We start from the raw sequence: 22,248 nt of genomic DNA on the forward strand, positions 1-22,248 counted from the left end.
CGGCCCCAGCCCCGGGTGCGCCTCATGTCACGGCACCTTTCCTCCGTACCAGGGCCACCAGCACCGGCACCCCCACCAACGCCGTCATCACCCCGGCCGGCACCTCCGCAGGAGCCCGCACCACCCGCCCCAGCACATCGGCGGCGACCAGCAACCCCGCCCCCAGCAGCGCCGACAGCGGCAGCAGCCGCCCGTACCCGCCGCCCCTGACCAGGCGTCGCGCCACGTGCGGCACCACCAGCCCCACGAACGCGATCGGCCCGGCTGCGGCCACCGCGGCAGCGGTCAGCAGGGTCGCCCCCAGCGCCGCGCAGCCCCGTACGACGTGCACCCGGTGTCCGAGCGAGCGGGCCGTCTCGTCGCCGAGGGCCAGCGCGTCCAGGCCTCGGGCGCAGGACAGCACCAGCACGGCGCCCGCCGCGAGGAACGGCAGCATCCGTACCACCGTCCCCGTGTCCCGCCCGCTGAGCGCCCCCACCTGCCAGAACCGGAACTGGTCGAGGGTGGCGGAGCTGGAGGTGAGGACGACCGTCGTGGCGCCCGCGGTCATGGCGGAGAGGGCCGTGCCTGCCAGCGCCAGCTTCACCGGGGACGCCCCGCTCCGGCCCCGTGCCGCGATGCCGTAGACCAGGCACGCGGCGAGGACGGCGCCGGTGAAGGCGTACCAGACGTAGGCCCCGAAGCCGTACCCGGAGCCGCCGAGGACGATGGCGAGCACCACCCCGGCCGCCGCCCCCTGGCTCAGGCCGAGGATGCCGGGGTCGGCGAGCGGGTTGCGGGTGACCGCCTGGAGCGTGGCGCCGGCCAGGCCGAGCGCGGCGCCCGCGGTGAGGCCGACCTCGGTGCGGGGCAGCCGCAGGGAGCGGACGACGAGCGCGTCGGGGGAGGAACCGCCGTGCAGGAGGGCGTCGAGCACGGCGGCCGGCGGTACGGCACGGGTGCCGACCGCGAGGCTGAGCACGGCGACGACGGCCACCGCGAGGGCGGCCGTCGGCCAGACGAGGGCGCGGCGCACTTACCGGAGGTGCTCGGCGAGCTGGCGTACCACCAGACGCGCTGCCGTGGGACCGGCGTTGAGGTACCAGGGGTCGTCGTCGACCTGCACGGCGTGCCCGGCCTCGACCGCCTTCAGGGACTTCCACAGTGGCCCGGCGAGCACGGTCGACGCGTCCGTCTTCGCCGCGTCGCCCTGCACGGAGTAGAAGATCCAGTCACCGTCGGCGATGTCGACCTTCTCCGCGCTGATGTCCTGTGAAATGGCGTTGAACTGCTGCGACTTGGGGCGGGAGAGGCCCATGTCGACGGCTATCGAGCCGGTGAAGGAGGAGACGCCGAACATCCGGGTGCGGTCGGGTGTGAAGCGGACCATGGACACGGTGGCCGAGCCGTCGAGCGCGGACCCGCTCTCCTCGGCGTTGTCCACGATGCCGTCGAGCAGTTCCTGCGCCTTCTGCCCTTCGCCGACCGCGTCCCCGACCAGCAGCAGGTCCCGCTTCCAGTTGATGCCCTGGCCCGCGGTGACCACGGTGGGCGCGATCTTCGACAGCTGGGGGTAGAGGTCGCCGAGCGAGTCGTTGACCAGGATCAGGTCGGGCTTGGCGGCGGCCAGCGACTCCAGGTTGGGGGACTGGCGGGTGCCCGCGTCGGTCATCGCGGCGAGCTGCTTCTTGTACTGCGGGAAGGCGTCGGCGAGGTAGTCGGGGACCAGTCCGGCGTTCTCGGCGCGGGTGCCGGCGGTCGGGACGACGCCGAGGGTGAGCAGGTCGTCGAGCTGCCCGGTGCTGAGCACCGCGATCTTCTTCGGCCGGGCCTCGATGGTGGTCTTCCCCTCGAAGTGGGTGACCGTGCGCGGGAAGACACCGTCGGTGTCGGTGTCGGAGCCCATTCCGTCGGCGAGGGCGCTCGGCGCGGCGGACGGGCCCTCGGAGGCGCCGGCGACCTTGTTCACGGTCCCGTCGCCGTGGGCGCTGCCGGCACCGTCGTCACCGCCGGACGACGAGCAGCCGGCCAGCAGACCGCCGGCCACGGACACGGCGGACACGGCCACCAGGACGGCCCTCAACCTCAACGCACGCACGACGACCTCTCCCGATCGATGACTAAGGCGAGCCTTACCTTAGCTGGTGCCGGGAGTACGTTGGACAGGAGGAGGTCCCACGATGACCGTGAACCTGAACCACACCATCGTCGCCGCACACGACAAGCACGCGTCGGCCCGGTTCCTCGCCGACATCCTCGGCCTTCAAGTCAGCCCGGACTACGGCCCGTTCGTCCCGGTCGCGCTGCCGAACGGCGTCACCCTCGACTTCATGGACACCCCCGGGGACATCCCGCCGCAGCACTACGCGTTCCTGGTCTCCGAGGACGACTTCGACGAGATCTTCACCCGCGTCCGGACGGCCGGCCTCAACTACTGGGCCGACCCGCACCACACCCGCGCCGGCGAGATCAACACCAACGACGGCGGCCGCGGCACCTACTTCGACGACCCCGACGGCCACCGCCTGGAGATCCTCACCCGCCCCTACGGCAGCGGCGGCTGACCCAGCGGGACGGACTCACCGGGCGCGTACGACCGTACGACCGCACCCGCCGCGTCGCCGGTATCCGCAGGGCGTACGACATGGACGCGTCCGCGCCCGCCGACCCGGCCCGTCGCGCCGGTCACCTCCAGCACGGTGTTCTCGTCGATCGCCACTCCGTACGGCACCGACCCCCGCGACACCGCCGCGACCAGCCGCCCCAGCGTGCCCCACTGGGCCGCGTGCACGTCCACCGCGAAGGGCACCAGACCGAGCCCCGGCCGCACCTCGACCTCTTCGAGATCCTCGGCGGTGTCCGGCGGGCAGACCGGGACACCGTCCGCCAGCCAGCCGCCGACCACGGCGCGCCGCGCGGCCAGCACGGCACCGGCGGAGAATCCGGCGTAGGGGATGCCGCGTTCGCCGAGCAGACCGGTCAGCCGCCCGGCGCACCGCGCGAACGCATCCTGGTACGCGGGCGTGAGCCCGCCGCACACCAGCAGCCCGTCCACACCGTCCACCGGCGGGCCGGGTTCGAACCGTCCGCCGAGCGGCACCAGCAGCGGCACCGCCGCCTGTGCCCCCGCGCTCCGCAACGCCTCCGCGTACCGCGCGAACTGCTCCTCGCCGTCCCCCTCGTCGACGATCACACACCCGATCCGGCCGCCGCCCGAGGCCCGCAGCAACGGCCCGTACACCTCGGCCGCCGCCTCCCAGCCGCCCCCGATCAGAGAAGTCCCGCCACCCACGAAGAGATCCCTCCCGCGCCCCGGGCCCCGGTCAGGCCCGCAGCCCCTTGAGACCGTCCTGGGCGGCCATGACCAGCTCGATGCCCCGTTGGTCGGTGGCGGGTTCGCGCATCTGGTTCGTCACGTACGCCATCGCCAGCCGCTCGTCGGGGTCGACCCAGACCAGCGCACCGCCCCAGCCGCCCCAGCCGAGGGCGTTGCCGAAGAGGCCGTAGCCGAGGCCGTACCGGGCCGGCATGCCGAGGACGCGGTCCTCGCCCTCGAACTGCGGCTCCCGCGCCCGCGCGCATCCCTCGGGGGACAGCACCCGCACCCCGCCGACGGTTCCGCCGCAGGCGAGCAGCGACTGGACGAGGGCGACCGAGCGGGCGTTGCCGTAGCCGCTCGCCGCGGGGATCTGCGCGCGGCGCCAGGCGATGCTGTTGCCGTCCCGGACGCGGAGCGCGGTCGCCGTGGTGGGGGCGGTGGGGGTCGTGTCGCGGGCAGCGGCGCCGGCCGTGTAGTCCTCGTCCTTGCCCGGCGGCGGCACGGTCAGCGCCACCCGCGGGTCGTCCTCGGGGCCGAGGCCGAGATGGAAGTCCGCGCCCAGCGGCCCGGCCACCTCCGCGGCGAAGAACTCGCCCACGCTCCGCCCGGTGATCCGGCGCAGCACCTCGCCCACCAGGAACCCCTGGGTGAGCGAGTGGTACCCGGCCACGGTCCCCGGCTCCCACTGCGGGGCCTGCCCGGCCAGCCGCGTCGTGGCGGTCGTCCAGTCGTACAGCTCCTCGACCGGCCCCTCCCAGTCGGGCAGCCCGGCGGTGTGCGACAGCAGGTGCCGCACCAGCACGTTCCGCTTGCCGGCCGTGGCGAACTCGGGCCAGTACCGGGCGACCGGCGCGTCCGGGTCCAGCCTGCCCCGGTCGATCAGGACGAGCGCGCACAGCGCGGTCATCGTCTTCGTCACGGAGTACACGTTGACGATCGTGTCCCGCTCCCACGCCCGGGTCCGCCCGGCGTCGGCGAATCCGGCCCACACGTCCACCACGGGCTTCCCGTCCACGAAGACGGCCACGGCACCGCCCAGGTCGCCGTCGTCGATCAGTCCGGCGAGTGCGGTGGGCACGGCGGTGAACAGCTCGTCGTACGAGCCATGGATGTCGGCCATGTACGCCATTGAGCCCGCGCGAGCGCGCCCCGGCAACCGAATATCCGGCCCGGCAATCGGATGTCCGGCCCTGTCTAGCCCATCAGGCCGACGAACATCGTCCGGTGCAGGGTCTCCACGTGGCCGCGCGCGATGTCGGCCGCCCGGGCCGCGTCACCCGCGCGGATCGCCGCCACCAGGGCCCGGTGCTCGGCGTTGGACTCGCGCAGGGCGGTGAGGGGGTAGGGGAGGTAGTAGGCGTAGAGCCGGCGCAGCACGGTCTCGTAGGCCGCCACGCTCGCGTCGAGGCCGGTGGCGTGGGCCACGGCGAGGTGGAAGCGCTCGTCGCAGGAGTGGAACTCCGCCCAGCTCTCCGCCCGGTCCATGGCCGCGACCAGCACGTCGAGCTCGTCCAGGGCCGCGGCGGTCGCGGTGCGGGTCGCGAGATGGGCCAGCCCGCACTCCAGGACGACCCGCTCGTCGATCAGGCGGTGCACCTCGGTGGTCTGCCCGTGGTACGCCTCGGCCGCGTCGACGACCCCCCGGGTGGGCTGCTCGGCGACCAGGGTGCCGCCGTTGCGGCCCCGTCTGCGCTCCAGGACGCCGTCCGCGCACAGCGTGCTGAGCGCGCGGCGCACGGTGATCTCCCCGACGCCGAGCGCCTCGGCTATGGCGTCGGTCTGGGGCAGCCGCTCGCCGGGGGAGAGCAGCCCGAGGTCGACCGCCATGGCGATCCGGGCGCGCACCGTGTCCAGCGCGGTGAGCCGGCGAATCCCGTTCAGCTTGGGCGAGTTGAGGGCGAGGACGGTCCCCTCGGGGTGCGCCGGTGCGGATCCGTTCGGGGTGCCGGTCATGCCCTCAATGTAGCGGTCCGTAAAACTGCTCATAATGAGACCATTGTATAAGGGCTCATATTGAGTTAATTTCCTGGCCATGTCCCGCCCCCTCCCCGTCGCGCTGGTCCAGGCCCCTCCCCGACTGGCCACGGACCCGCTGTCCGGCTTCACCGAAGACGTCGGGGAAGTGCTGGCGCGCTTCCCGCGGACCCGCCTCGTCGCCTACCCGGAGCTGCACCTGTGCGGCACCGAAGGCCCGTCCGCCGAGTCGGAGAGCGAACTGCAGGCCGCGGCGGAGCCGCTCGACGGCCCCCGGGTGCGGCGGCTCGCCGAGCTCGCGGGCGACCTGGGCGTATGGCTGTTCCCGGGCACCGTGTGCGAGCGCGGTCCGGGCGGCGAGCTCTTCAACACCGCGCTCGCCTTCTCCCCGGAGGGGCGGCTCGCCGCCCACTACCGCAAGATCTTCCCGTGGCGGCCCTTCGAGCCGTACACCCCCGGCGACCGCTTCGTCGTCCTGGACCTCCCGGACACCGGCCGGGTCGGCTTCGCCATCTGCTACGACGCCTGGTTCCCGGAGGTGGCCAGGCACCTGGCCTGGATGGGCGCCGAGGTCATCGTCAACCCGGTGATGACCACGTCCGCGGACCGCGCCCAGGAACTCGTCCTCGCCCGGGCCAACGCCATCGTCAACCAGGTCTACGTGGTCAGCGTGAACACCGCGGGCCCCGTCGGCACCGGACGCAGCCTGGTCGTCGACCCCGAGGGACGCGTCCGCGTGCAGGCCCCCGACTCCGCGCCCACCGTGCTGACCGACGTCCTCGACCTGGACGACGTGACCCGCGTGCGGACCTACGGCACGGCCGGTCTCAACCGCATGTGGGACCAGTTCACCGAGGCCGACGCCCCCCTCGACCTCCCGCTCTACGACGGCCGCCTGGACCCCCGCCGCTGGCGGCCGGCCGGCAACTGATCCGCTCCGTCCCCTCCTCCCGCAAGGAACGCCATGTCCGCACCCTCCGCCCCGCCCGCTCTCACCCGCAGCCTGACCCTCAGATCCGTCGTGCTCTTCGGGCTCGCCTACATGGCCCCGATCATCGTGCTGGGCACCTACGGCGTCGTCGCCGACAGCACCCACGGCGCCGTGCCGACGGCCTACCTGCTGGCCCTGGTCGCCATGCTCTTCACCGCGCACAGCTACGGGAAGATGGCCGCGGCCCACCCCGTCGCCGGGTCCGCCTACACCTACGTGCGGCGCTCCATAGACTCCCGGATCGGCTTCCTCGTCGGCTGGGCCACCCTGCTGGACTACTTCTTCCTGCCCATGGTCATCTGGCTCATCGGCGGGGCCTATCTCCAGGCGGAGTACCCCTCGGTGCCGTTCTGGGTGTGGATCATCGCGTTCATCGTCGTCACCACCGCGCTCAACATCCGGGGCATCAAGACCGCGGAGCGGGTGAACGACCTGCTGATGGTCTTCCAGGTGCTGGTCGTCGCGATCTTCGCGCTGCTCTGCCTGCACCACGTCTTCCAGCACCAGGGAGCGGCCGGACTCGTCAGCGCCACCCCGTTCTCGAACCACGCGACCGACCTCGCGGGCATCTCCGCGGGCGCCGCCATCGCCGCGTACTCCTTCCTCGGCTTCGACGCGGTCACCACGCTGACCGAGGAGACCGTCGAACCGCAGCGCACCATCCCCCGCGCCATCATGCTGACCGCGCTGATCGGCGGCGGCATCTTCGTCGTCGTCGCCTACGCCACCCAGCTGGCACACCCCGGGTTCGCGTTCACCGACTCCAGCTCCGCCGCGTTCGAGATCGCCAAGGCGGTCGGCGGCGACCTGTTCTCCTCCGTGTTCCTGGCCGGCCTGATCGTCGCCCAGTTCGCCTCCGGCATCGCGGCACAGGCCAGCACCTCACGGCTGCTCTACGCGATGGGCCGCGACTCCGTCCTGCCCAAGAAGGTCTTCGGCAGCATCCACCCCAAGTACCACACCCCCGCCTTCAACATCCTCCTCGCCGGTGCCGTCGGCCTGATCGCGCTGCGCCTGAACGTCGCCACCTCCACGTCCTTCATCAACTTCGGCGCGTTCACCGCCTTCACCTTCGTCAACCTGTCCGTCATCGCCACCTACGTCCGGGAGCGCCGTGCGGGCCGCCGTCCCGCCGTGTGGTCGTACGTCCTGCTCCCGGCGGTCGGCGCGATCGTCGACGTGTGGCTGCTGTGCCACCTCGACGACAAGGCCCGGACCCTCGGCCTGATCTGGCTGGCCATCGGCGTCTGCTACCTCGCCTACCTCACCCGGGGCTTCCGCAAGGCCCCGCCGGAGATGACCTTCGACGAGGACCCGGCCCCGGCGGCCGATCCGCAGCCGGCCCACTGACACCGGCCGCGGGCCTCTTCCGGCGCCCCGCTCCTGCGAACAGGCGCGGGGCACGGAATCGACGGGGACCCTCGCGCGTTGTGGAGGGTGGGCCTCGGACGCCGGTGGTTGTGCGAGCCGGGTGGCCCGAGTGACCAGGCCGACGAGTATTGGAGGGGCCGCGATGACTGCGCAGACGCAGAGGGCCGTGCTGGCGGGCGGATGTTTCTGGGGAATGCAGGACCTGATCCGCAAGCAGCCGGGCGTGACGGCGACCCGGGTGGGATACACCGGGGGTGACGTGGCGAACGCGACGTACCGCAACCACGGCACGCACGCGGAGGCCATCGAGATCCTCTTCGACCCCACGAAGACCGACTACCGGGCGCTCCTGGAGTTCTTCTTCCAGATCCACGACCCGACCACCAGGAACCGCCAGGGCAACGACATAGGCCTCAGCTACCGCTCGGCGATCTACTACGCGGACGACGAGCAGAAGCGGATCGCCGAGGACACCATCGCGGACGTGGACGCCTCCGGACTGTGGCCGGGCAAGGTGGTCACCGAGGTGGAGCCGGTCGGCCCCTTCTGGGAGGCCGAGCCCGAGCACCAGGACTACCTGGAGCGCTACCCGGCCGGCTACACCTGCCACTTCCCCCGCCCGGGCTGGAAGCTCCCGGCGCGCGCGAAGAGCTGACCACGGGCGGCGGTCCGGCGAAAGGCGGAGCCCGCGCGGGTACGGAAGACACCCGCTGGGACACTGTCGTCATGGACACCACACCCGAGCAGATAAGCACCCGGACGGCGGCCGCCTGGACCGTCGCGCTCGTGGTCCTCGGAGGATTCACCGGCTACGCGTGGGACGGCCCGTTCCTCGCCGTCACCTGTGCACTTTCCCTGGCAGGCGGCGGCGCGGTCGGCACGATCCTGTCCCGCCGCCGGATCACGGCGGCCGTGGAGGAGGGCCGGGGCCGGGCCGCCGCCCTCGGATACGCCGACGGGATCGCGGACATGGTGGTGCTCGGCATATCGGCGTACCGGGCGGTCGCCTTCCCGCTGTCCGGCCCCGACGCGGTGGACGCCGCCGAGCGCAGGGCGCGCCGCCGGGCCGCCTACCGCCTCACCGCCGCCGACGGGCTCCCCCATCAGATCCGCGAGGCCGCGGCCGCCGCGCTCGAAGCGATCGACGACGGGGGCGACCGCGAGGCCCAGTCCGCCGTGGCGGACCTCATGAAGGCCGTCCGGGAGCAGCGCCACGGGGCGTGACGGCTGCTCGTCGGAGCGACTGCTAGCGTCCGCCCCTGTGAACGACAGCGTGTACGTGGGAAATGCGGGCAAGGACGCGCCTCTGGACCGGGGCTGGCTTCTCGGGCACTTCAAGGACGCAGGCGATCCGCGCCACAGCGAGGCCGTGGAGATCAAGTGGGGCGTACACCCCCGCGGCGACGAACGCGCGCAGTGGGTGAAGGGCGAGGAACGCACGGCCCTCCTGATCCTCGTCAGCGGCCGCTTCCGCGTCGAACTCCCCGGCCGCAGCGTGCTGCTGGCGGAACAGGGTGACTACGTCGTATGGGGCCGCGGCGTCGACCACTCGTGGTTCGCGGAGGAGGACTCGGTGGTCCTGACGGTCCGATGGCCGTCCGTGCCCGGGTACGCGGTACCCGGTGGCCGGGCGGAGGGCTCGGCCTGAGCGTCAGGACGGGGGCGGCGGAGTCGCACCGACCCAGCGCTGATAGGCGTCCATGTCGACGTTGCCGCCGCACACGACGGTGACCACGTGCCGGCCGGCGAAGCGGTCGCGGTCCTCCAGGATCGCCGCGATGCCGAGCGCCGCCGACGGTTCGACGACGAGTCCGGCGTGGTCGAGCAGCATCCGCATACCGGCGACGATCGACGCCTCCCGGACCAGGACGGCGTCGTCGGCGACCAGGAGCAGGTCGTCCAGGACGGCCGGGATGGGATGCCGGCCGGCGACCGCGTCGGCGATGGTGTCGGCCGAGTCGGTGCTGACGACGCGCCGCCGGTGCCAGGAGTGCGTCAGCGCCGGTGCGCCCAGCGGCTGGACGCAGACCACCTCGACCCCGGGCGCCAACGCCTTCAGCACATGACCCACGCCGGTGGCCAGCGCGCCGCCGCCGAGAGCCACCAGGACGGTGTCGAACGACGGCTGGGCGTCCACCAGTTCCAGGCCGATGGTCGCCGCGCCCTCGCAGGTCTCGATGTCCAGGCTGTCCTCGACCAGCCGGATGCCGTCGTGCCGTGCGACGGCCGCCGCCCGCTCGCGGGCCGCCTCGTGGTCGCCGTCCACCAGTTCCAGCCTGGCGCCCAGCGCCCGGATGCGGTCCAGCTTGGCCGCGGTCGCGTAGCGGGAGGCCACCACGGTCACGTCGAGTCCCCGGTCGCGACCGGACCAGGCGAGGGCCTGGCCGAGGTTGCCCGAGCTCGCGCACACCACGGCCGGTGACCCGCGCCCGGCGAGCAGGCTCGCGACCACCTCGGTGCCGCGGGCCTTGAAACTGCGGACCGGGTTCGCCGTTTCGAGCTTGATGCTCACGGCGCACCCGAGGCCGGGTTCCAGCGCCTCGCAGCGGTACAGCGGAGTGCCGAGGAAGACCGGGTCGATCACCCGGCGCGCGGCCCGGATCCGAGCGGTGTCGAGGCGTGTCTCCTGCATGACAGAGGAGCGTAGCGAGTCGGTCGGAGCCGCCGGTTCTCCTGACAGGGCGTCAATGGAGTGCTTTGATATGGCACGGATTCGCTGTATATGGCGGCATCTCTGACCTTGGGGGACGAAAAGTGACAGAAAAAGCAACATTCAATAACTACGGTGACAGTTACGGTCCGCAAATCGGTCACGTGGAGCACGACGCGTACATCACCACGTCCCGGGACGGACAGCCGTCGGAACTGTCCCTCGCCGATCACGTCACCGCTCTTGGCCGGGCCCTGGACGCGGCCCACGCACACAGCCAGGTCGACGACGGCACCTACGCGGACGCACGGCAAGCCCTGGACGAGGCCGCCCGGCTCACCGAACCCGCCGACGAGGAAGAGCGGAACGCCTTCGTCCGCGCGCTGCGCAAGCTCAAGGGCCTGGTGGAGGACGTGAGCGGACTGGCCACCGCCGTGGCCGCTCTGATCGCCGCCGTCGCGGGGCGGCGATGACCCCGCCGCCCGGGCAACCGGACGACACGGGGCCGGTGTTCAACGCCATGGCCGGTTCCTGGGTGGGCGCACAGATCGGCTGGGTCAACGGCAACGTGTACCTGCCCGGCGCCGACGCGCCCCCCGAGGAGCAGTTCGCAGCCGGCGTGCGCGAACTCAACAGCAACAACCGGCTCAGCGCCCTGCGGTACCTCGGGAAGGCCTTCGAGGCAGGACGCACCCCCGAACGCGCCTACTACCTGATGCTGGCGATCCTCAGCGACCAGCCCTACGAACTCCTCAGCCAGGAGCACATGGAGCTCCTGCGCCAGACGGCGGCCTTCGCCCACGAGCCGGGCGAACCGGGAGGCGCGGACGGACCCGACGCCTACCGGGCGGCCGTCTGGATCATCTGCCAGTTGCTGATCCTGATGAGCCGGCCCCCGGAGACCGTGGACGCGGACGGACAGCTCCTCTCCCTGTTCAGCGGCATCGACGCACTGCCCGCACACCGGCGTTCGGAGATCCTGCAACACCTCCAGATGATCACGAACGGAGTGGTCCGGGACCGGCTGGACGCCTGGGACGCGGCGGAGGTGCAGGAGCAGCGCCGGGCCGGCAACCGCGAGACGCGGGCACTCAAGTTCTTCATCCCCGACCCCGTCGCGCCCAAGCAGCGCATAGCCGCCGCCGCGGATCTCACCGGCGTCGACCAGGCCGCGCTGGCGGCCGCCGCGGCCATGGGCATCCTCGGCTCCGTCCTCGCCCTGACCGTCCTCTTCCGGGGCAGCACCGGCACCGCCTTCCTCGTCCTGCTCACCTGCGGCCCGGGCGGCGCCGCCGCCGTGCGATACGGCATGGAACGCCGCTGGCTCGGCGAACGCCTGGCGGACCAGAACCGTCGCCACTTTCCCTGCTGGCCGGGGCACCAGCAGTGGCGGCCGGCCTGGGGGAACGGCGCCGCACCCTTCGACCCGGCCGTGGTCCCCGGTGCCTATCGGATCGCCTGGCCCAGTCGGCAGTACAGCGATTTCCACGCCGGCATCTCCAAGGTCATCGCCAACTTCTTCGACCGCCAGCTCCACGAGGGCGAGGACCGGTCCGCCTGGACCAGCCACTCCGCCGGCATCCGCCTCAGCCTGGCCAACGAACTCACCATCGCCTACGGCGGCACGAACAGCACGTCGGGCCTGGAATGGCTCGTCAGGATGCATGCCGAGGAAACCGCCGGCGCCTGGCGCAACCGCACCCTCTTCGCCTACCAGCAGCAGCTGAACGCCCCGCCGCAGGTCATGTTCGCCTTCGTGGTCGGTGTCGTCTCCTTCGGCATCGGAGCCCTCATCGGCGTCGGCGGCCTCCTCTCGGCCGACACCGGCGCCGACACCGGCTTCCTGGCCCTGCTGCTGCTCGCCGGCGCCGGCGTCCTGGGCTTCAGGACCGGATACGCGGTCTTCGCCAGGCGCCGCACCCACGCCGCCGACGTCCAGGCCTTCGGCCTCAGATACACGAACGAGCTGCGGGTCTGGCACCAATGGCGCGACTACCTCGCCGACCGTCCCACCGACAACGAGATGGCCAAGTGGCTCGACTACGATCTGCGGGCCCTGCGCCGGGAGTCGCTCGACCACTACGGCCTCGGCAACCACGACATCCGCAGGTACTTCTTCGTCACCGAGGCCGATCCCGGTTGCGCCCGCGCCCGCAACCGCTACGGCCCGCCCCGCTACTCGTCGTACATCATCCGGCTGTTCCTCCTCACCGAAGGAGGCGTCCGCCAGCACAAATGGACCATGGACTTCATCACGGCCCGCCACAACCAGGAGGACCGCACGACCTTCCGCTACGACGCCATCGGCTCCGTCGCCGTCACCCAGATCGGCATCCGCGGCCTCGGCGCACTCCGCAAGGTCGTGCCCCTCGACAAGGAGTCCTCCGACCTCGGCGTCGGGACCCGCCCCTCGGACGAGCTGATCCTCAGCCAGGCACTGCGCCTGTCCCTCCTCAACTCCGAGGCCATCTACATCGTCGTCGAGAACTTCCACGACCTGACCGACCGCCTCTTTGAGCAGCCGGACCAGCTCTCCCGGCTCGCCCTCGACTCCTCCGGTGCCTCCACCGCCCTGCGCATCCTCGAGTCCGTCGCCGCGGAGGGCCGCGGCTGGTTCGCCGCCCAACGGGCTTCCCTGGCACGCCGGCTCAAGGGCGCCAACCTCCTCATGTCCCCGGACTCACACGGCCTCTCCCCGGGCCGGACCGCGCTCGCCGGACCGGGCTCCGCGGACATCCCGCCGCCCGCCGCGAACCGCGACGACGACCCGGCCGACGGGAAACCGCACTGATCCGCACACCGCCCCGGCCGGACGGCCGCAGAACGTCGCGGCGGCCACAACTTCGGCCGCCGGCCGGTCAGACCGGCTGTGCGGTCGGTGGGAGCAGCGCCCGTAGCGGGGCGGTGTCGGGGTGGTCCGCCAGGGCGGCGGTCACCGCGGCGCGGAGCGTGGCCTCCGTGCCCGCCTCGCCGTCGAGGTCGGACGCCGAACCGGGCAGCCGTACCGCCGCCGGACGCGACCAGGAGAACTCCCAGTTCAGCAGCGACCGGGCGCTGAACTCGGCCAGCACCATGCTCTGCAGCGAGTCCCGCAGCACCGGCCGTACGGACTCCCGGAACTCCCGGTCCTGCGCGGCGGCCGCCCGCCCCGGCAGCGGCTGCGGCAGCCGCTCGGCCAGCTGCCACAGCCGGCCCTCGTCGATCACCGTGAGCAGCGCGGGCAGCGTCGGCCGGTCCGCCGTGTAGCAGGCGAGCGCCCGGTGCAGCGGGGTGTCGAGCGAGGCCAGCCCCACGGCCATCGACGAGCTCAGCAACTGCGCCCACTCCCCGGCGCGCTCGAACTGCCGTACCTCGTCGGTCAGTACCGCGTCCTCCAGCGCGGCCAGCGTCCGGGCCGGGTCGGCGAGCAGCGCGAGGGCCGGGCCGTCGTCCTGCGCGCCGCGCCCGTCGGCGGGCAGTGCCTCGATCCGCCGCACCCGGTCGGCGATCGGCGGATGCGGGTCGTACGGCGATCTCGGCTCCGCCGGCAGCTCCTTCCGCAGCTCAGCCAGCTCCGTCTCACGTGCCGTCAGCATCCGGCCGAAGCCGCCGAAGAACTGCCCGCGCGGCGGCAGACGCCGGGCCGGCAGACCGAGCGTCGCATACGAGTCGAGGTAGAAGTCGTGGGCGGCGGACAGGACGGGGATCTCGCGGAGCGCCGACGCCGTCGCGTCCCGGCCGGCGATCCGCGCGGCGGCCAGGTCGGCGGCGTACTCCTGCGCACGGGCCGTCGACAGCGTGGCCCGCATGTAGAGCTTCGCGTACGCCGTGCAGACCGCCGCCATCAGCCGGTACGTGATCCCGGCCCCGGCGGTGTGCTCCTGCCGGGCGCGCTCGGCCGCCTCCCTGCCGTCGGTCCGCGCGTGGAAGTGCCCGACGGTCCGCCCGATCTGCACCCGGCCACGCAGGGCGAGCGCCGACAGCCGGGTGTCGCCGCCGGTGAAGTGGCCGTACTCATGGGCGAGTACGGCCTTCAGCCGGGCCTCGGTCAGCCCGGTCAGCAGCGGCACGCCCAGGTAGAGGCAGCGGGGGCCGGGGAGGAGCCCGAGCAGCCGGGGTTCCTCGCCGACCGCCGCGTCGACATCACCGGTGAGCACGACGGCGTCCGGCGCGCGCGTGCCCGTGGCCGCCGCGAGCTCCCGCACCAGCGCCCACAGCCGGGGCTCGTCGGCCTCCGTGACCGGCAGGCCGGGCGGCCCCTCGCCCCTGGTCGTGCGGAGCATGAACATGCCCAGGCTCAGCAGACAGAAACCACAGAGCAGAACAAGGGCGCGCAGCGCCCGCAGAGTTGCACCCATCGGGCAGATCCCCCTACAGAACCCCAGGGAACGGGGAACCGACAACGACACGGAGAAGGAACCGGAACGTGGGGGATGCGGAGCCGATTGAACGCCCTCGATGTTCCGCGCCCCAAAGGGGCGCGGGGAACTGCGCGACCGGCCCCCACCGGCCCGCAGCCGACACACGACGTGTCTTTTCGTCGGCCCCCTCAGCTGTGCAGCGTCGCCGGGCTCCCGCCGTTCGCCTCGTAGCCCGCCACCGCCAGCGCGCGGTAGAGGGCGAACTCGGCGGCCGGGTTCGCCGACAGCGTCCAGGGCACGGCCCCCACATGCCCGTCGACGTGTATCAGCTCGCCCATGGCCTCCGCCCAGCGCTCCGAGCGCACCAGGAAGAAGACCAGCAGATGACGGACGTGCGCGAGCATCGGATCGTCCTGGCGGGCCGAGTGCACCGCGTGCAGGCCGCCGTGGACGGCCTTGGTGACGACCTCGCTCTGGTAGAAGCTCGCCACCAGGTTGACCTCGGGCAGGTGCTCGAAGACCGCGAACAGCGGCATCGCGGCCAGCAGCGAGCCCTGCGGGGCGCGGGCGGCGGCGGCCTCGGCGAAGGAGTACGCCAGCTCGCGCGAGCCGTGCCACTTCTCGCACCAGTAGTGCAGCGCGGCCAGGTGCGCCCCCATGTGGGTCGGCGCGCGGTCCAGGATCTTCAGCCACAGCTGCTCGAACTCGGGCTGCGAGTAGTTCAGCCCGCGCGCCACCGACAGCTCGACGACGTACGGCACCGGGTCACCGGGGGAGAGCAGCGCAGCCTGCCCGCAGGCGTCCCTGGCCTCCTCCATGATGATCCGGAAGTCGTCGGTGCCGGGCGTCGACGTCCGCCACGCCTGCTGGACCAGGAACTCCGCGTGCACGGCCGCGCCGCCGGCGTCCTTGGGCTGCTCGGCCCGCCAGACCCGCAGCCACTGCCCGCCCGGCGTCTCGCTGACCCCGCCCGGCCGCTCCTTGAGCTCCAGCGCCGCCGCGCCGGCGAAGGCCTGTACGCGCTGCCAGCGCAGCTCGCCCGCGATCTCCGTGCCCGCGAGCAGCTGCGAGGCCGCGCGGTAGTCCTGGGTGTGCTGCACGACGTCGAGGACGTCCAGCAGGTCCTGGTCGGGGCCGGGCATGCGGATGTCCAGGTCCTCCTCGCGCACGAAGCCGTAGTCCGCAGGGTCGGCGGCGTCCGGGTGGCCCGGGTGGACCTGCTCGATCATGCCGCGCCGCCGCCGCAGGACGGGGAGCAGCGCGAAGCTCAGCAGGAGCAGCGCCATCAGGACCCAGAGAATCGCCATGCCTCAAGCGAACCAGACGGCGCCGACAATTGGCCAACCGGTGCCCTGACCTGTGGACAACCGCCGCCCCGGCCTGTGGACAACGCACCGGGGGCGTCGGAGCACTAGGCTCGTCAACCATGAGCGACAGGCACCACATCAGTCAGCACTTCGAGACGCTCGCCATCCACGCGGGCAACACGGCGGACCCCCTCACCGGTGCGGTCGTACCGCCGATCTACCAGGTCTCGACCTACAAGCAGGACGGCGTCGGCGGCCTGCGCGGCGGCTACGAGTACAGCCGCAGCGCCAACCCCACCAGGACCGCACTGGAGGAGAACCTCGCCGCCCTGGAAGGCGGTCGGCGCGGCCTCGCGTTCGCGTCCGGGCTGGCGGCCGAGGACGCCCTGCTGCGCACGCTGCTCAGCCCCGGTGACCATGTGGTCATCCCGAACGACGCCTACGGCGGCACGTTCCGGCTGTTCGCGAAGGTCGTCTCCCGGTGGGGCGTGGAGTGGTCCGTCGCCGACACCAGCGACCCGTCCGCCGTGCGGGCCGCGATCACCCCGAAGACCAAGGCGGTCTGGGTGGAGACCCCCTCCAACCCGCTGCTCGGCATCACCGACATCGCCGCCGTCGCCCAGGTCGCCCACGACGCGGGCGCGAAGCTCGTCGTCGACAACACCTTCGCGACGCCCTACCTCCAGCAGCCGCTCTCGCTCGGCGCGGACGTCGTCGTGCACTCCCTGACCAAGTACATGGGCGGTCACTCGGACGTGGTCGGCGGCGCGCTGATCGTGTCGGACCGCACGCTCGGCGAGGAGCTGGCCTACCACCAGAACGCGATGGGCGCGGTCGCCGGGCCGTTCGACTCGTGGCTGGTGCTGCGCGGCACCAAGACGCTCGCCGTGCGCATGGACCGGCACAGCGAGAACGCCACCAGGATCGCCGACATGCTGAGCCGGCACGCGCGCGTGACGCGGGTCCTGTACCCGGGCCTGCCCGAGCACCCGGGGCACGAGACCGCCGCCAAGCAGATGAAGGCGTTCGGCGGCATGGTGTCCTTCCAGGTCACGGGAGGCGAGGAGGCGGCCGTCGAGGTCTGCAACCGCGCCAAGGTGTTCACCCTCGGCGAGTCCCTGGGCGGTGTCGAGTCCCTGATCGAGCACCCGGGGCGGATGACGCACGCCTCGGTGGCCGGTTCCGCCCTGGAGGTGCCCGCCGACCTGGTGCGCCTGTCCGTGGGCATCGAAAACGTCGACGACCTGCTCGAAGACCTCCAGCAGGCGCTCGGCTAGACCGGTCGGCCGGTCCCCGGTGTCCCGGCCGGCCGTACCGGCCGGTTCACCAGCCGACGATGGGCGGAGTCGTCGTGGACGGCGGCTCCACCCACGGATGGACCGTCGCCGCCCAGACCGTGAACGCCGCCGCCGCCGCGCACAGCAGCAGCCACAGCAGGCGGCGGGCCCGGCGCCGGCGCCGCAGCATCCGGCCGCCCCGGCGCAGGACCTCGCCGTAGAGGTCGGGCGGAACCGGGGGCGGTACCTGTTCCATGACCCGCCGGGCCGCGGTCTCGCGCTCCAGGCGGTTCACGACGGTGCCACCTTCGCCCCAAGTACCGCGGGCGCCGCCTTCCGCGGCGGATGCAGCAGGGTGGCCGTCGCCCGGTCGCAGAGCGCGTGCACGCGCTCCGCGGGCAGACCGAGCAGCGCCGCCGTCTGTTCCTCTGCGACCCCCTCGTACAACCGCAGCACCAGGATCAGGCGTTCCCGGGGCGTGAGCGCGGCGAGGGGGCTGCCGGGGTGCGGGCGGGTGCGGCTGAGCGGGCCGCCGTACTGGTGCCAGGCGGAGTTCGCGAAGCGCAGGGCGAGGTACTGACGGGCCCGGTCGTACGGGTCCTCGCCGCGCAGCCGGTCCCAGCACGCGTACGTGTGCGCGAGCGCGAGGGTCAGCAGGCGTCGTGCGCGCGGGTTGGCGTCCGGCGCCTCGGCGGTCAGCAGGGTGGCGGCATGCAGCAGCCGGCCTGCCGCGCCCGCGACGAACGCCTCGAACTCCCGGGCCCGGCGGGCGTCCTGCAACGCCTGCCGATCATGCACCGTGCCTCCCCGACCGCAGGGCCCCGACACGGGTACGGGTACGACGGGGCCCGGTCTCATATGAGGCCAGGGGCGGGCCCACGGTCAAGAGCCGCGCGCCACGTGCGCGTGGCGGATACGCGGATGCCGACCGGACGCCTCAGGGGGAGTTCGTGCCCGGCGGAAGGCCGGAAGGGCAGAAGGGCGGAAGGGCGGAAGGGCGCTCAGGAGGCCGGTGCCGTGTCCGAGCCCGGCGGCACCGCCATCCGCGCGGACAGTGCGCTGTTGAAGCGGGTGAGCAGCGCGCAGAACGTCTCGCGCTCCTCCGGCTCCCAGTCCTGCGTCAGCTCCGCCATCAACTGGCGCCGCGACGAACGCACTTCCTCCAGCCGCGACAGCCCGCGCGGGGACAGCTGGAGCACCACGGCCCGGCCGTCCTCGGGATGCGAGGTGCGCTTGACGAGCCCGGTGTCGACCAGCGGAGCCACCTGCCGGGTGACCGTGGACGAGTCGATCCCCATGCTCGCGGCGAGCGCCTTGACCCCCATGGGGCCTTCCTTGTCGAGGCGGTTGAGCAGCAGGTACGCGGCGCGGTCCATGGAGTTGCGCACCTGGCCGACGCCGCCGAGCCGGGTCTGTTCGGCACGGCGGGCGAACACCGCCACCTCGTGCTGAAGCGTGTCGAGAAGACCGCTGTCACCGACGGTCGTCATGTCCATCGACATTTCAGGTGTTGTGGGCATGGCGGGGGGCTCACTTCATGAAAGGAGTGCTGATGTGGGGGACAGAGTACGCGGACAGGGGGCGAGCCGTACCGGCGCTGCGCAAACCGGTCTCGGAGCTTGGTCACACCCGCGCCGTCGGCCCGTGAACTGCGAGACTTGAGTCATGAGCTACAGCACGGCTGACTCCTTGCGCCCCGTCACCCTCGACGATGTGCGCGGTGCCCAGAAGATGCTCACGGGCGTGGCGCGGGTGACCGCGATGGAGGGCAGCAGGTACCTGTCCCAGCAGGTCGGCTCGCCCGTGCACCTCAAGTGCGAGAACCTCCAGCGCACCGGTTCGTTCAAACTGCGCGGCGCCTACGTCCGGATCGCCGGCCTGCTGCCTGAGGAGCGCGCCGCCGGAGTCGTGGCCGCGAGCGCCGGGAACCACGCGCAGGGTGTGGCGCTGGCCTCGTCGCTGCTCGGTGTGCACTCCACGGTGTTCATGCCCCACGGCGCCCCGCTGCCCAAGATCAGCGCCACCGAGGACTACGGCGCGGAGGTGCGGCTGCACGGCCAGGTGGTCGACGAGACACTGGCCGCGGCCCAGGAGTACGCGGCCGAGACGGGCGCGGTGTTCATCCACCCCTTCGACCACCCGGACATCATCGCCGGTCAGGGCACGGTCGGGCTGGAGATCCTGGACCAGTGCCCGGAGGTCGGCACGATCGTGGTCGGCATCGGCGGCGGCGGTCTCGCGGCCGGGATCGCGGTCGCCGTGAAGGCGGTCAGGCCGGACGTGCGGATCGTCGGCGTCCAGGCGGAGGGCGCGGCCGCGTATCCGCCCTCGCTGGCGGCCGGGCGCCCGGTCACGGTGGCGAACCCGGCGACGATGGCCGACGGCATCAGGGTCGGACGGCCCGGTGACGTGCCGTTCGCGCTCGTCGAGGAACTGGTCGACGAGGTCCGCACGGTCAGCGAGGACCAGCTGTCCGCCGCGCTGCTGCTGTGCCTGGAGCGGGCCAAGATGGTCGTGGAACCGGCCGGGGCCAGCCCGGTCGCGGCGCTGCTGGGCGAGCCCGGCGCCTTCGCCGGGCCCGTCGTCGCCGTGCTGTCCGGTGGCAACGTCGATCCGGTGCTGCTCCAGCGGGTGCTGCGGCATGGCATGGCCGCGCAGGGCCGCTACCTGGCGGTACGGCTGCGGCTGACCGACCGGCCGGGCGCTCTCGCCACCCTGCTCGGGGTGCTGTCGGCGGTCGACGCCAACGTCCTCGACGTGAGTCACGTCCGGACCGACCCCCGGCTCGGGCTCGCGGAGGCGGAGGTCGAACTCCACCTGGAGACCAAGGGCCCCGCCCACTGCACGGAGGTCGGCCGGTCCCTGCGCGAGGCCGGTTACACGGTCATCGACTGACGGCGGGGGCCGTCCCCCTGCGTTCCTCGGTGGAAAAACACCAGGTCAGAGCCTGTTCATTCACTCGTTCGGGAAAATCCGTCGACGGACGCGATACATCGCGTTATGGTGTGTCGCGTGGCCACTGCCGCCCCGCCCCGCGCCCACCCTCGCACCGGCGGAAAACCATAGGCGGACCGAGGCCCGCATATCTACTCTTTCTCGCAGAATCCCCGACGACGTGGAGACCCATATGCCAGGCGCCATCTATGCCGAAGGCCTGGTCAAGACCTTCGGCGACGTAAGGGCTTTGGACGGCGTCGACCTCGACGTCCCCGAAGGCACGGTCCTCGGACTGCTCGGGCCGAACGGCGCGGGCAAGACGACGGCCGTCCGCTGCCTGACGACCCTGCTCCGGCCCGACAGCGGGAAAGCCGTCGTCGCGGGCATAGACGTCCTCAGGCAACCGGACGCCGTACGCCGCTCCATAGGCCTGTCCGGACAGTTCGCGGCGGTCGACGAGTACCTCACCGGCCGCGAGAACCTCCAGATGGTCGGCCAGCTCTACCAGATGCGGGCCAAGCAGGCCAAGGCCCGCGCGGTCGAGCTGCTGGAGCAGTTCAACCTCGCCGACGCCGCCGACCGCCCCGCCAAGACCTACTCCGGCGGCATGCGCCGCCGCCTCGACCTCGCCGCGGCCCTGGTCGTCTCCCCGCCGGTGATGTTCATGGACGAGCCGACCACCGGCCTCGACCCCCGCAACCGCCAGCAGCTGTGGGAGGTCATCCAGCAGCTGGTCTCCGGCGGTACGACCCTGCTGCTCACCACCCAGTACCTCGAAGAGGCGGACCACCTCGCCCACGACATCGCGGTCGTCGACCACGGCAAGGTCATCGCCCAGGGCACCTCCGACGAGCTCAAGGCCCGCACCGGCGGCGAGCGCGTCGAGGTCGTGGTGCACGAGCGCGAGCACATACCGACGGCCGCCGAGGTGCTGCGCGGCTTCGGCAAGGGCGACACCACCGTCGAGGAGCACACCCGCAGGCTCACCGTGCCCGTCACCGGCGGTGCCAAGCTGCTCGCCGAGGTCATCCGCGAGCTGGACTCCCGGGGCATCGAGATCGACGACATCGCCCTGCGCCGCCCCACCCTCGACGACGTCTTCCTGTCCCTGACCGGACACGTGGCCGAGGAGAAGCCCGAGGACAACGGCGAAAAGGGCCGCCAGAAGGACACCCGCAAGGAAAGCCGCAAGGAGGCCGTGAAGTGAGTGCCGTCACCGACACCGCCCGGGTCCCGGCCGCCCCCGGCAACGCCGTGACCCAGTCGTTCCGCGACTCGATGGTGGTCGCGAAACGCAACCTGATCAGGATGTCCCGGATCCCTGAGATGATCATCTACGGGCTCATCCAGCCCATCATGTTCGTGGTGCTCTTCACCTACGTCTTCGGCGGTTCCATGCAGATCGGCGGCAGCACCAGCGCCACCGACTACAAGAACTTCCTGATGGCCGGCATCTTCGCGCAGACCGTCACCTTCGCGACGGCCAGTTCCGGAGCCGGTATCGCCGACGACATGCACAAGGGCCTCATCGACCGCTTCCGCTCCCTGCCTATGGCCCGAGGCGCGGTCCTGACCGGCCGCACCCTCGCCGACCTGGTGCAGACGGCGCTGACCCTGGTGGTCCTCGCGGTGGTCGCCCTGATCGTCGGCTGGCGCGTCGGCACGAACGGCGGTACCAACGCCGGCAAGGTCCTCGCCGCCTTCGGCCTGCTGCTCCTGCTCGGCTACGCGTTCACCTGGATCGGTGCCCTGATCGGCATGTCCGTCCGCACCCCCGAGGCGGCCACCTCCAGCGGACTGATCTGGCTGTTCCCGGTCACCTTCATCTCGAACGCGTTCGTGGACACCAGCCACATGACCCCGTGGCTGCGGCACATCGCCGAGTGGAACCCGTTCAGCGCCACCGTGCAGGCCGCCCGGGTGCTCTTCGGCAACCCCGGCCAGTCCCTGTCGGGTGCCTGGCCGATGCAGCACCCGGTGTGGGCGTCGCTGATCTACTCGGTCCTGATCATCGCGATATTCCGGACGCTGGCGGTGCGCAAGTACCGCTCCGCCACCGGTTGATCGAGCCTCCCGTACAGGGCGCGAACAGGCCCCCATCCG

Annotated in this window: 23 protein-coding genes; 12 read left to right on the top strand and 11 right to left on the bottom strand. The window is 72.1% G+C overall.

The features are described from left to right. Positions 1–22: 22 nt before the first annotated feature. Both ACWGKQ_RS35045 and ACWGKQ_RS35050 read right to left on the bottom strand, forming a co-directional pair. Positions 23–1,015 (bottom strand): FecCD family ABC transporter permease, encoded by a 993-nt coding sequence (locus tag ACWGKQ_RS35045; protein ID WP_453296057.1) that lies wholly within the window; start codon positions 1,013–1,015, stop codon positions 23–25. Then, positions 1,016–2,068, bottom strand: coding sequence for an ABC transporter substrate-binding protein (locus ACWGKQ_RS35050; protein ID WP_453296103.1), 1,053 nt, complete (start codon positions 2,066–2,068; stop codon positions 1,016–1,018). 91 nt (positions 2,069–2,159) lie between these two features. Between ACWGKQ_RS35050 and ACWGKQ_RS35055 the strand changes: the two genes are divergently transcribed. Beyond that, positions 2,160–2,543 (top strand): VOC family protein, encoded by a 384-nt coding sequence (locus ACWGKQ_RS35055; protein WP_453296058.1) that lies wholly within the window; start codon positions 2,160–2,162, stop codon positions 2,541–2,543. On the opposite strand, the gene ACWGKQ_RS35060 is transcribed toward ACWGKQ_RS35055, so the two are convergent. The 3 genes from ACWGKQ_RS35060 to ACWGKQ_RS35070 all read right to left on the bottom strand — a co-directional run bounded on the left by ACWGKQ_RS35060 (position 2,525) and on the right by ACWGKQ_RS35070 (position 5,251). Further along, on the bottom strand, positions 2,525–3,271 hold the full coding sequence (locus ACWGKQ_RS35060; protein WP_453296059.1) for a hypothetical protein: 747 nt from the start codon (positions 3,269–3,271) through the stop codon (positions 2,525–2,527). The two genes, ACWGKQ_RS35055 and ACWGKQ_RS35060, sit on opposite strands and share 19 nt — an antisense overlap. A gap of 31 nt (positions 3,272–3,302) precedes the next feature. Continuing rightward, the gene (locus ACWGKQ_RS35065; protein WP_453296060.1) at positions 3,303–4,418 is read right to left on the bottom strand and encodes a serine hydrolase domain-containing protein; all 1,116 of its coding nucleotides are present in this window, start codon (positions 4,416–4,418) and stop codon (positions 3,303–3,305) included. Positions 4,419–4,492: 74 nt separating this feature from the next. Then, the gene (locus ACWGKQ_RS35070; RefSeq protein WP_453296061.1) at positions 4,493–5,251 is read right to left on the bottom strand and encodes a FadR/GntR family transcriptional regulator; all 759 of its coding nucleotides are present in this window, start codon (positions 5,249–5,251) and stop codon (positions 4,493–4,495) included. A 79-nt stretch (positions 5,252–5,330) separates the two neighbouring features. On the opposite strand from ACWGKQ_RS35070, the gene ACWGKQ_RS35075 reads away from it, so the two are divergent. The 5 genes from ACWGKQ_RS35075 (at position 5,331) to ACWGKQ_RS35095 (ending at position 9,282) form a co-directional block, all read left to right on the top strand. Continuing rightward, positions 5,331–6,203, top strand: coding sequence for a carbon-nitrogen hydrolase family protein (locus tag ACWGKQ_RS35075; RefSeq protein WP_453296062.1), 873 nt, complete (start codon positions 5,331–5,333; stop codon positions 6,201–6,203). 33 nt (positions 6,204–6,236) lie between these two features. Further along, positions 6,237–7,613, top strand: coding sequence for an APC family permease (locus ACWGKQ_RS35080; protein ID WP_453296063.1), 1,377 nt, complete (start codon positions 6,237–6,239; stop codon positions 7,611–7,613). A gap of 163 nt (positions 7,614–7,776) precedes the next feature. Continuing rightward, positions 7,777–8,289, top strand: coding sequence for a peptide-methionine (S)-S-oxide reductase MsrA (msrA, locus tag ACWGKQ_RS35085; RefSeq protein ID WP_453296064.1), 513 nt, complete (start codon positions 7,777–7,779; stop codon positions 8,287–8,289). 71 nt (positions 8,290–8,360) lie between these two features. Continuing rightward, positions 8,361–8,858 carry a hypothetical protein gene (locus ACWGKQ_RS35090; protein WP_453296065.1) on the top strand — a complete coding sequence of 166 codons (498 nt, stop codon included), beginning with the start codon at positions 8,361–8,363 and terminating at the stop codon, positions 8,856–8,858. Between the two features lie 37 nt (positions 8,859–8,895). Continuing rightward, positions 8,896–9,282 carry a signal peptidase I gene (locus ACWGKQ_RS35095; protein WP_453296066.1) on the top strand — a complete coding sequence of 129 codons (387 nt, stop codon included), beginning with the start codon at positions 8,896–8,898 and terminating at the stop codon, positions 9,280–9,282. A 3-nt stretch (positions 9,283–9,285) separates the two neighbouring features. Here the strand turns inward: ACWGKQ_RS35095 and ACWGKQ_RS35100 are convergent, their stop codons facing one another. Next, positions 9,286–10,266 (bottom strand): threonine ammonia-lyase, encoded by a 981-nt coding sequence (locus ACWGKQ_RS35100; RefSeq protein ID WP_453296067.1) that lies wholly within the window; start codon positions 10,264–10,266, stop codon positions 9,286–9,288. Between the two features lie 182 nt (positions 10,267–10,448). On the opposite strand from ACWGKQ_RS35100, the gene ACWGKQ_RS35105 reads away from it, so the two are divergent. Both ACWGKQ_RS35105 and ACWGKQ_RS35110 read left to right on the top strand, forming a co-directional pair. Then, positions 10,449–10,757 (top strand): hypothetical protein, encoded by a 309-nt coding sequence (locus ACWGKQ_RS35105; protein WP_453296068.1) that lies wholly within the window; start codon positions 10,449–10,451, stop codon positions 10,755–10,757. Continuing rightward, positions 10,754–13,075: a hypothetical protein gene (locus ACWGKQ_RS35110; RefSeq protein ID WP_453296069.1), complete on the top strand. Its 2,322-nt coding sequence runs from the start codon at positions 10,754–10,756 to the stop codon at positions 13,073–13,075. The genes ACWGKQ_RS35105 and ACWGKQ_RS35110 overlap by 4 nt, the downstream gene beginning before the upstream one ends. A gap of 67 nt (positions 13,076–13,142) precedes the next feature. On the opposite strand, the gene ACWGKQ_RS35115 is transcribed toward ACWGKQ_RS35110, so the two are convergent. Then, positions 13,143–14,621 (bottom strand): M48 family metalloprotease, encoded by a 1,479-nt coding sequence (locus ACWGKQ_RS35115; protein ID WP_453296070.1) that lies wholly within the window; start codon positions 14,619–14,621, stop codon positions 13,143–13,145. A 191-nt stretch (positions 14,622–14,812) separates the two neighbouring features. Continuing rightward, positions 14,813–15,931, bottom strand: a complete 1,119-nt coding sequence (locus tag ACWGKQ_RS35120) for a hypothetical protein (RefSeq protein WP_453296071.1) — start codon at positions 15,929–15,931, stop codon at positions 14,813–14,815. Positions 15,932–16,050: 119 nt separating this feature from the next. On the opposite strand from ACWGKQ_RS35120, the gene ACWGKQ_RS35125 reads away from it, so the two are divergent. Continuing rightward, positions 16,051–17,208: a cystathionine gamma-synthase gene (locus tag ACWGKQ_RS35125; RefSeq protein WP_453296072.1), complete on the top strand. Its 1,158-nt coding sequence runs from the start codon at positions 16,051–16,053 to the stop codon at positions 17,206–17,208. Positions 17,209–17,254: 46 nt separating this feature from the next. On the opposite strand, the gene ACWGKQ_RS35130 is transcribed toward ACWGKQ_RS35125, so the two are convergent. From ACWGKQ_RS35130 to ACWGKQ_RS35140, 3 genes are all read right to left on the bottom strand, one after another. Continuing rightward, on the bottom strand, positions 17,255–17,503 hold the full coding sequence (locus ACWGKQ_RS35130) for a hypothetical protein (RefSeq protein WP_453296073.1): 249 nt from the start codon (positions 17,501–17,503) through the stop codon (positions 17,255–17,257). Beyond that, positions 17,500–18,006, bottom strand: a complete 507-nt coding sequence (locus tag ACWGKQ_RS35135; RefSeq protein ID WP_453296074.1) for a sigma factor-like helix-turn-helix DNA-binding protein — start codon at positions 18,004–18,006, stop codon at positions 17,500–17,502. Before ACWGKQ_RS35135 ends, ACWGKQ_RS35130 begins: the two co-directional genes overlap by 4 nt. A 203-nt stretch (positions 18,007–18,209) precedes the next feature. Further along, a complete protein-coding gene (locus ACWGKQ_RS35140; RefSeq protein ID WP_453296104.1) occupies positions 18,210–18,704 on the bottom strand; it encodes a MarR family winged helix-turn-helix transcriptional regulator in 495 nt (164 codons plus the stop codon). Between the two features lie 169 nt (positions 18,705–18,873). Here ACWGKQ_RS35140 and ilvA point away from each other — a divergent pair, with 169 nt between their 5' ends. The 3 genes from ilvA (at position 18,874) to ACWGKQ_RS35155 (ending at position 22,209) form a co-directional block, all read left to right on the top strand. After that, complete coding sequence (gene ilvA, locus ACWGKQ_RS35145) at positions 18,874–20,103, top strand: threonine ammonia-lyase (protein WP_453296075.1); 1,230 nt, start codon at positions 18,874–18,876, stop codon at positions 20,101–20,103. 232 nt (positions 20,104–20,335) lie between these two features. Continuing rightward, positions 20,336–21,352, top strand: coding sequence for an ATP-binding cassette domain-containing protein (locus tag ACWGKQ_RS35150; RefSeq protein ID WP_453296076.1), 1,017 nt, complete (start codon positions 20,336–20,338; stop codon positions 21,350–21,352). Next, a complete protein-coding gene (locus ACWGKQ_RS35155) occupies positions 21,349–22,209 on the top strand; it encodes an ABC transporter permease (RefSeq protein ID WP_453296077.1) in 861 nt (286 codons plus the stop codon). The genes ACWGKQ_RS35150 and ACWGKQ_RS35155 overlap by 4 nt, the downstream gene beginning before the upstream one ends. Positions 22,210–22,248: the final 39 nt, after the last annotated feature.

This window comes from Streptomyces sp. NPDC054770 (assembly GCF_053611985.1).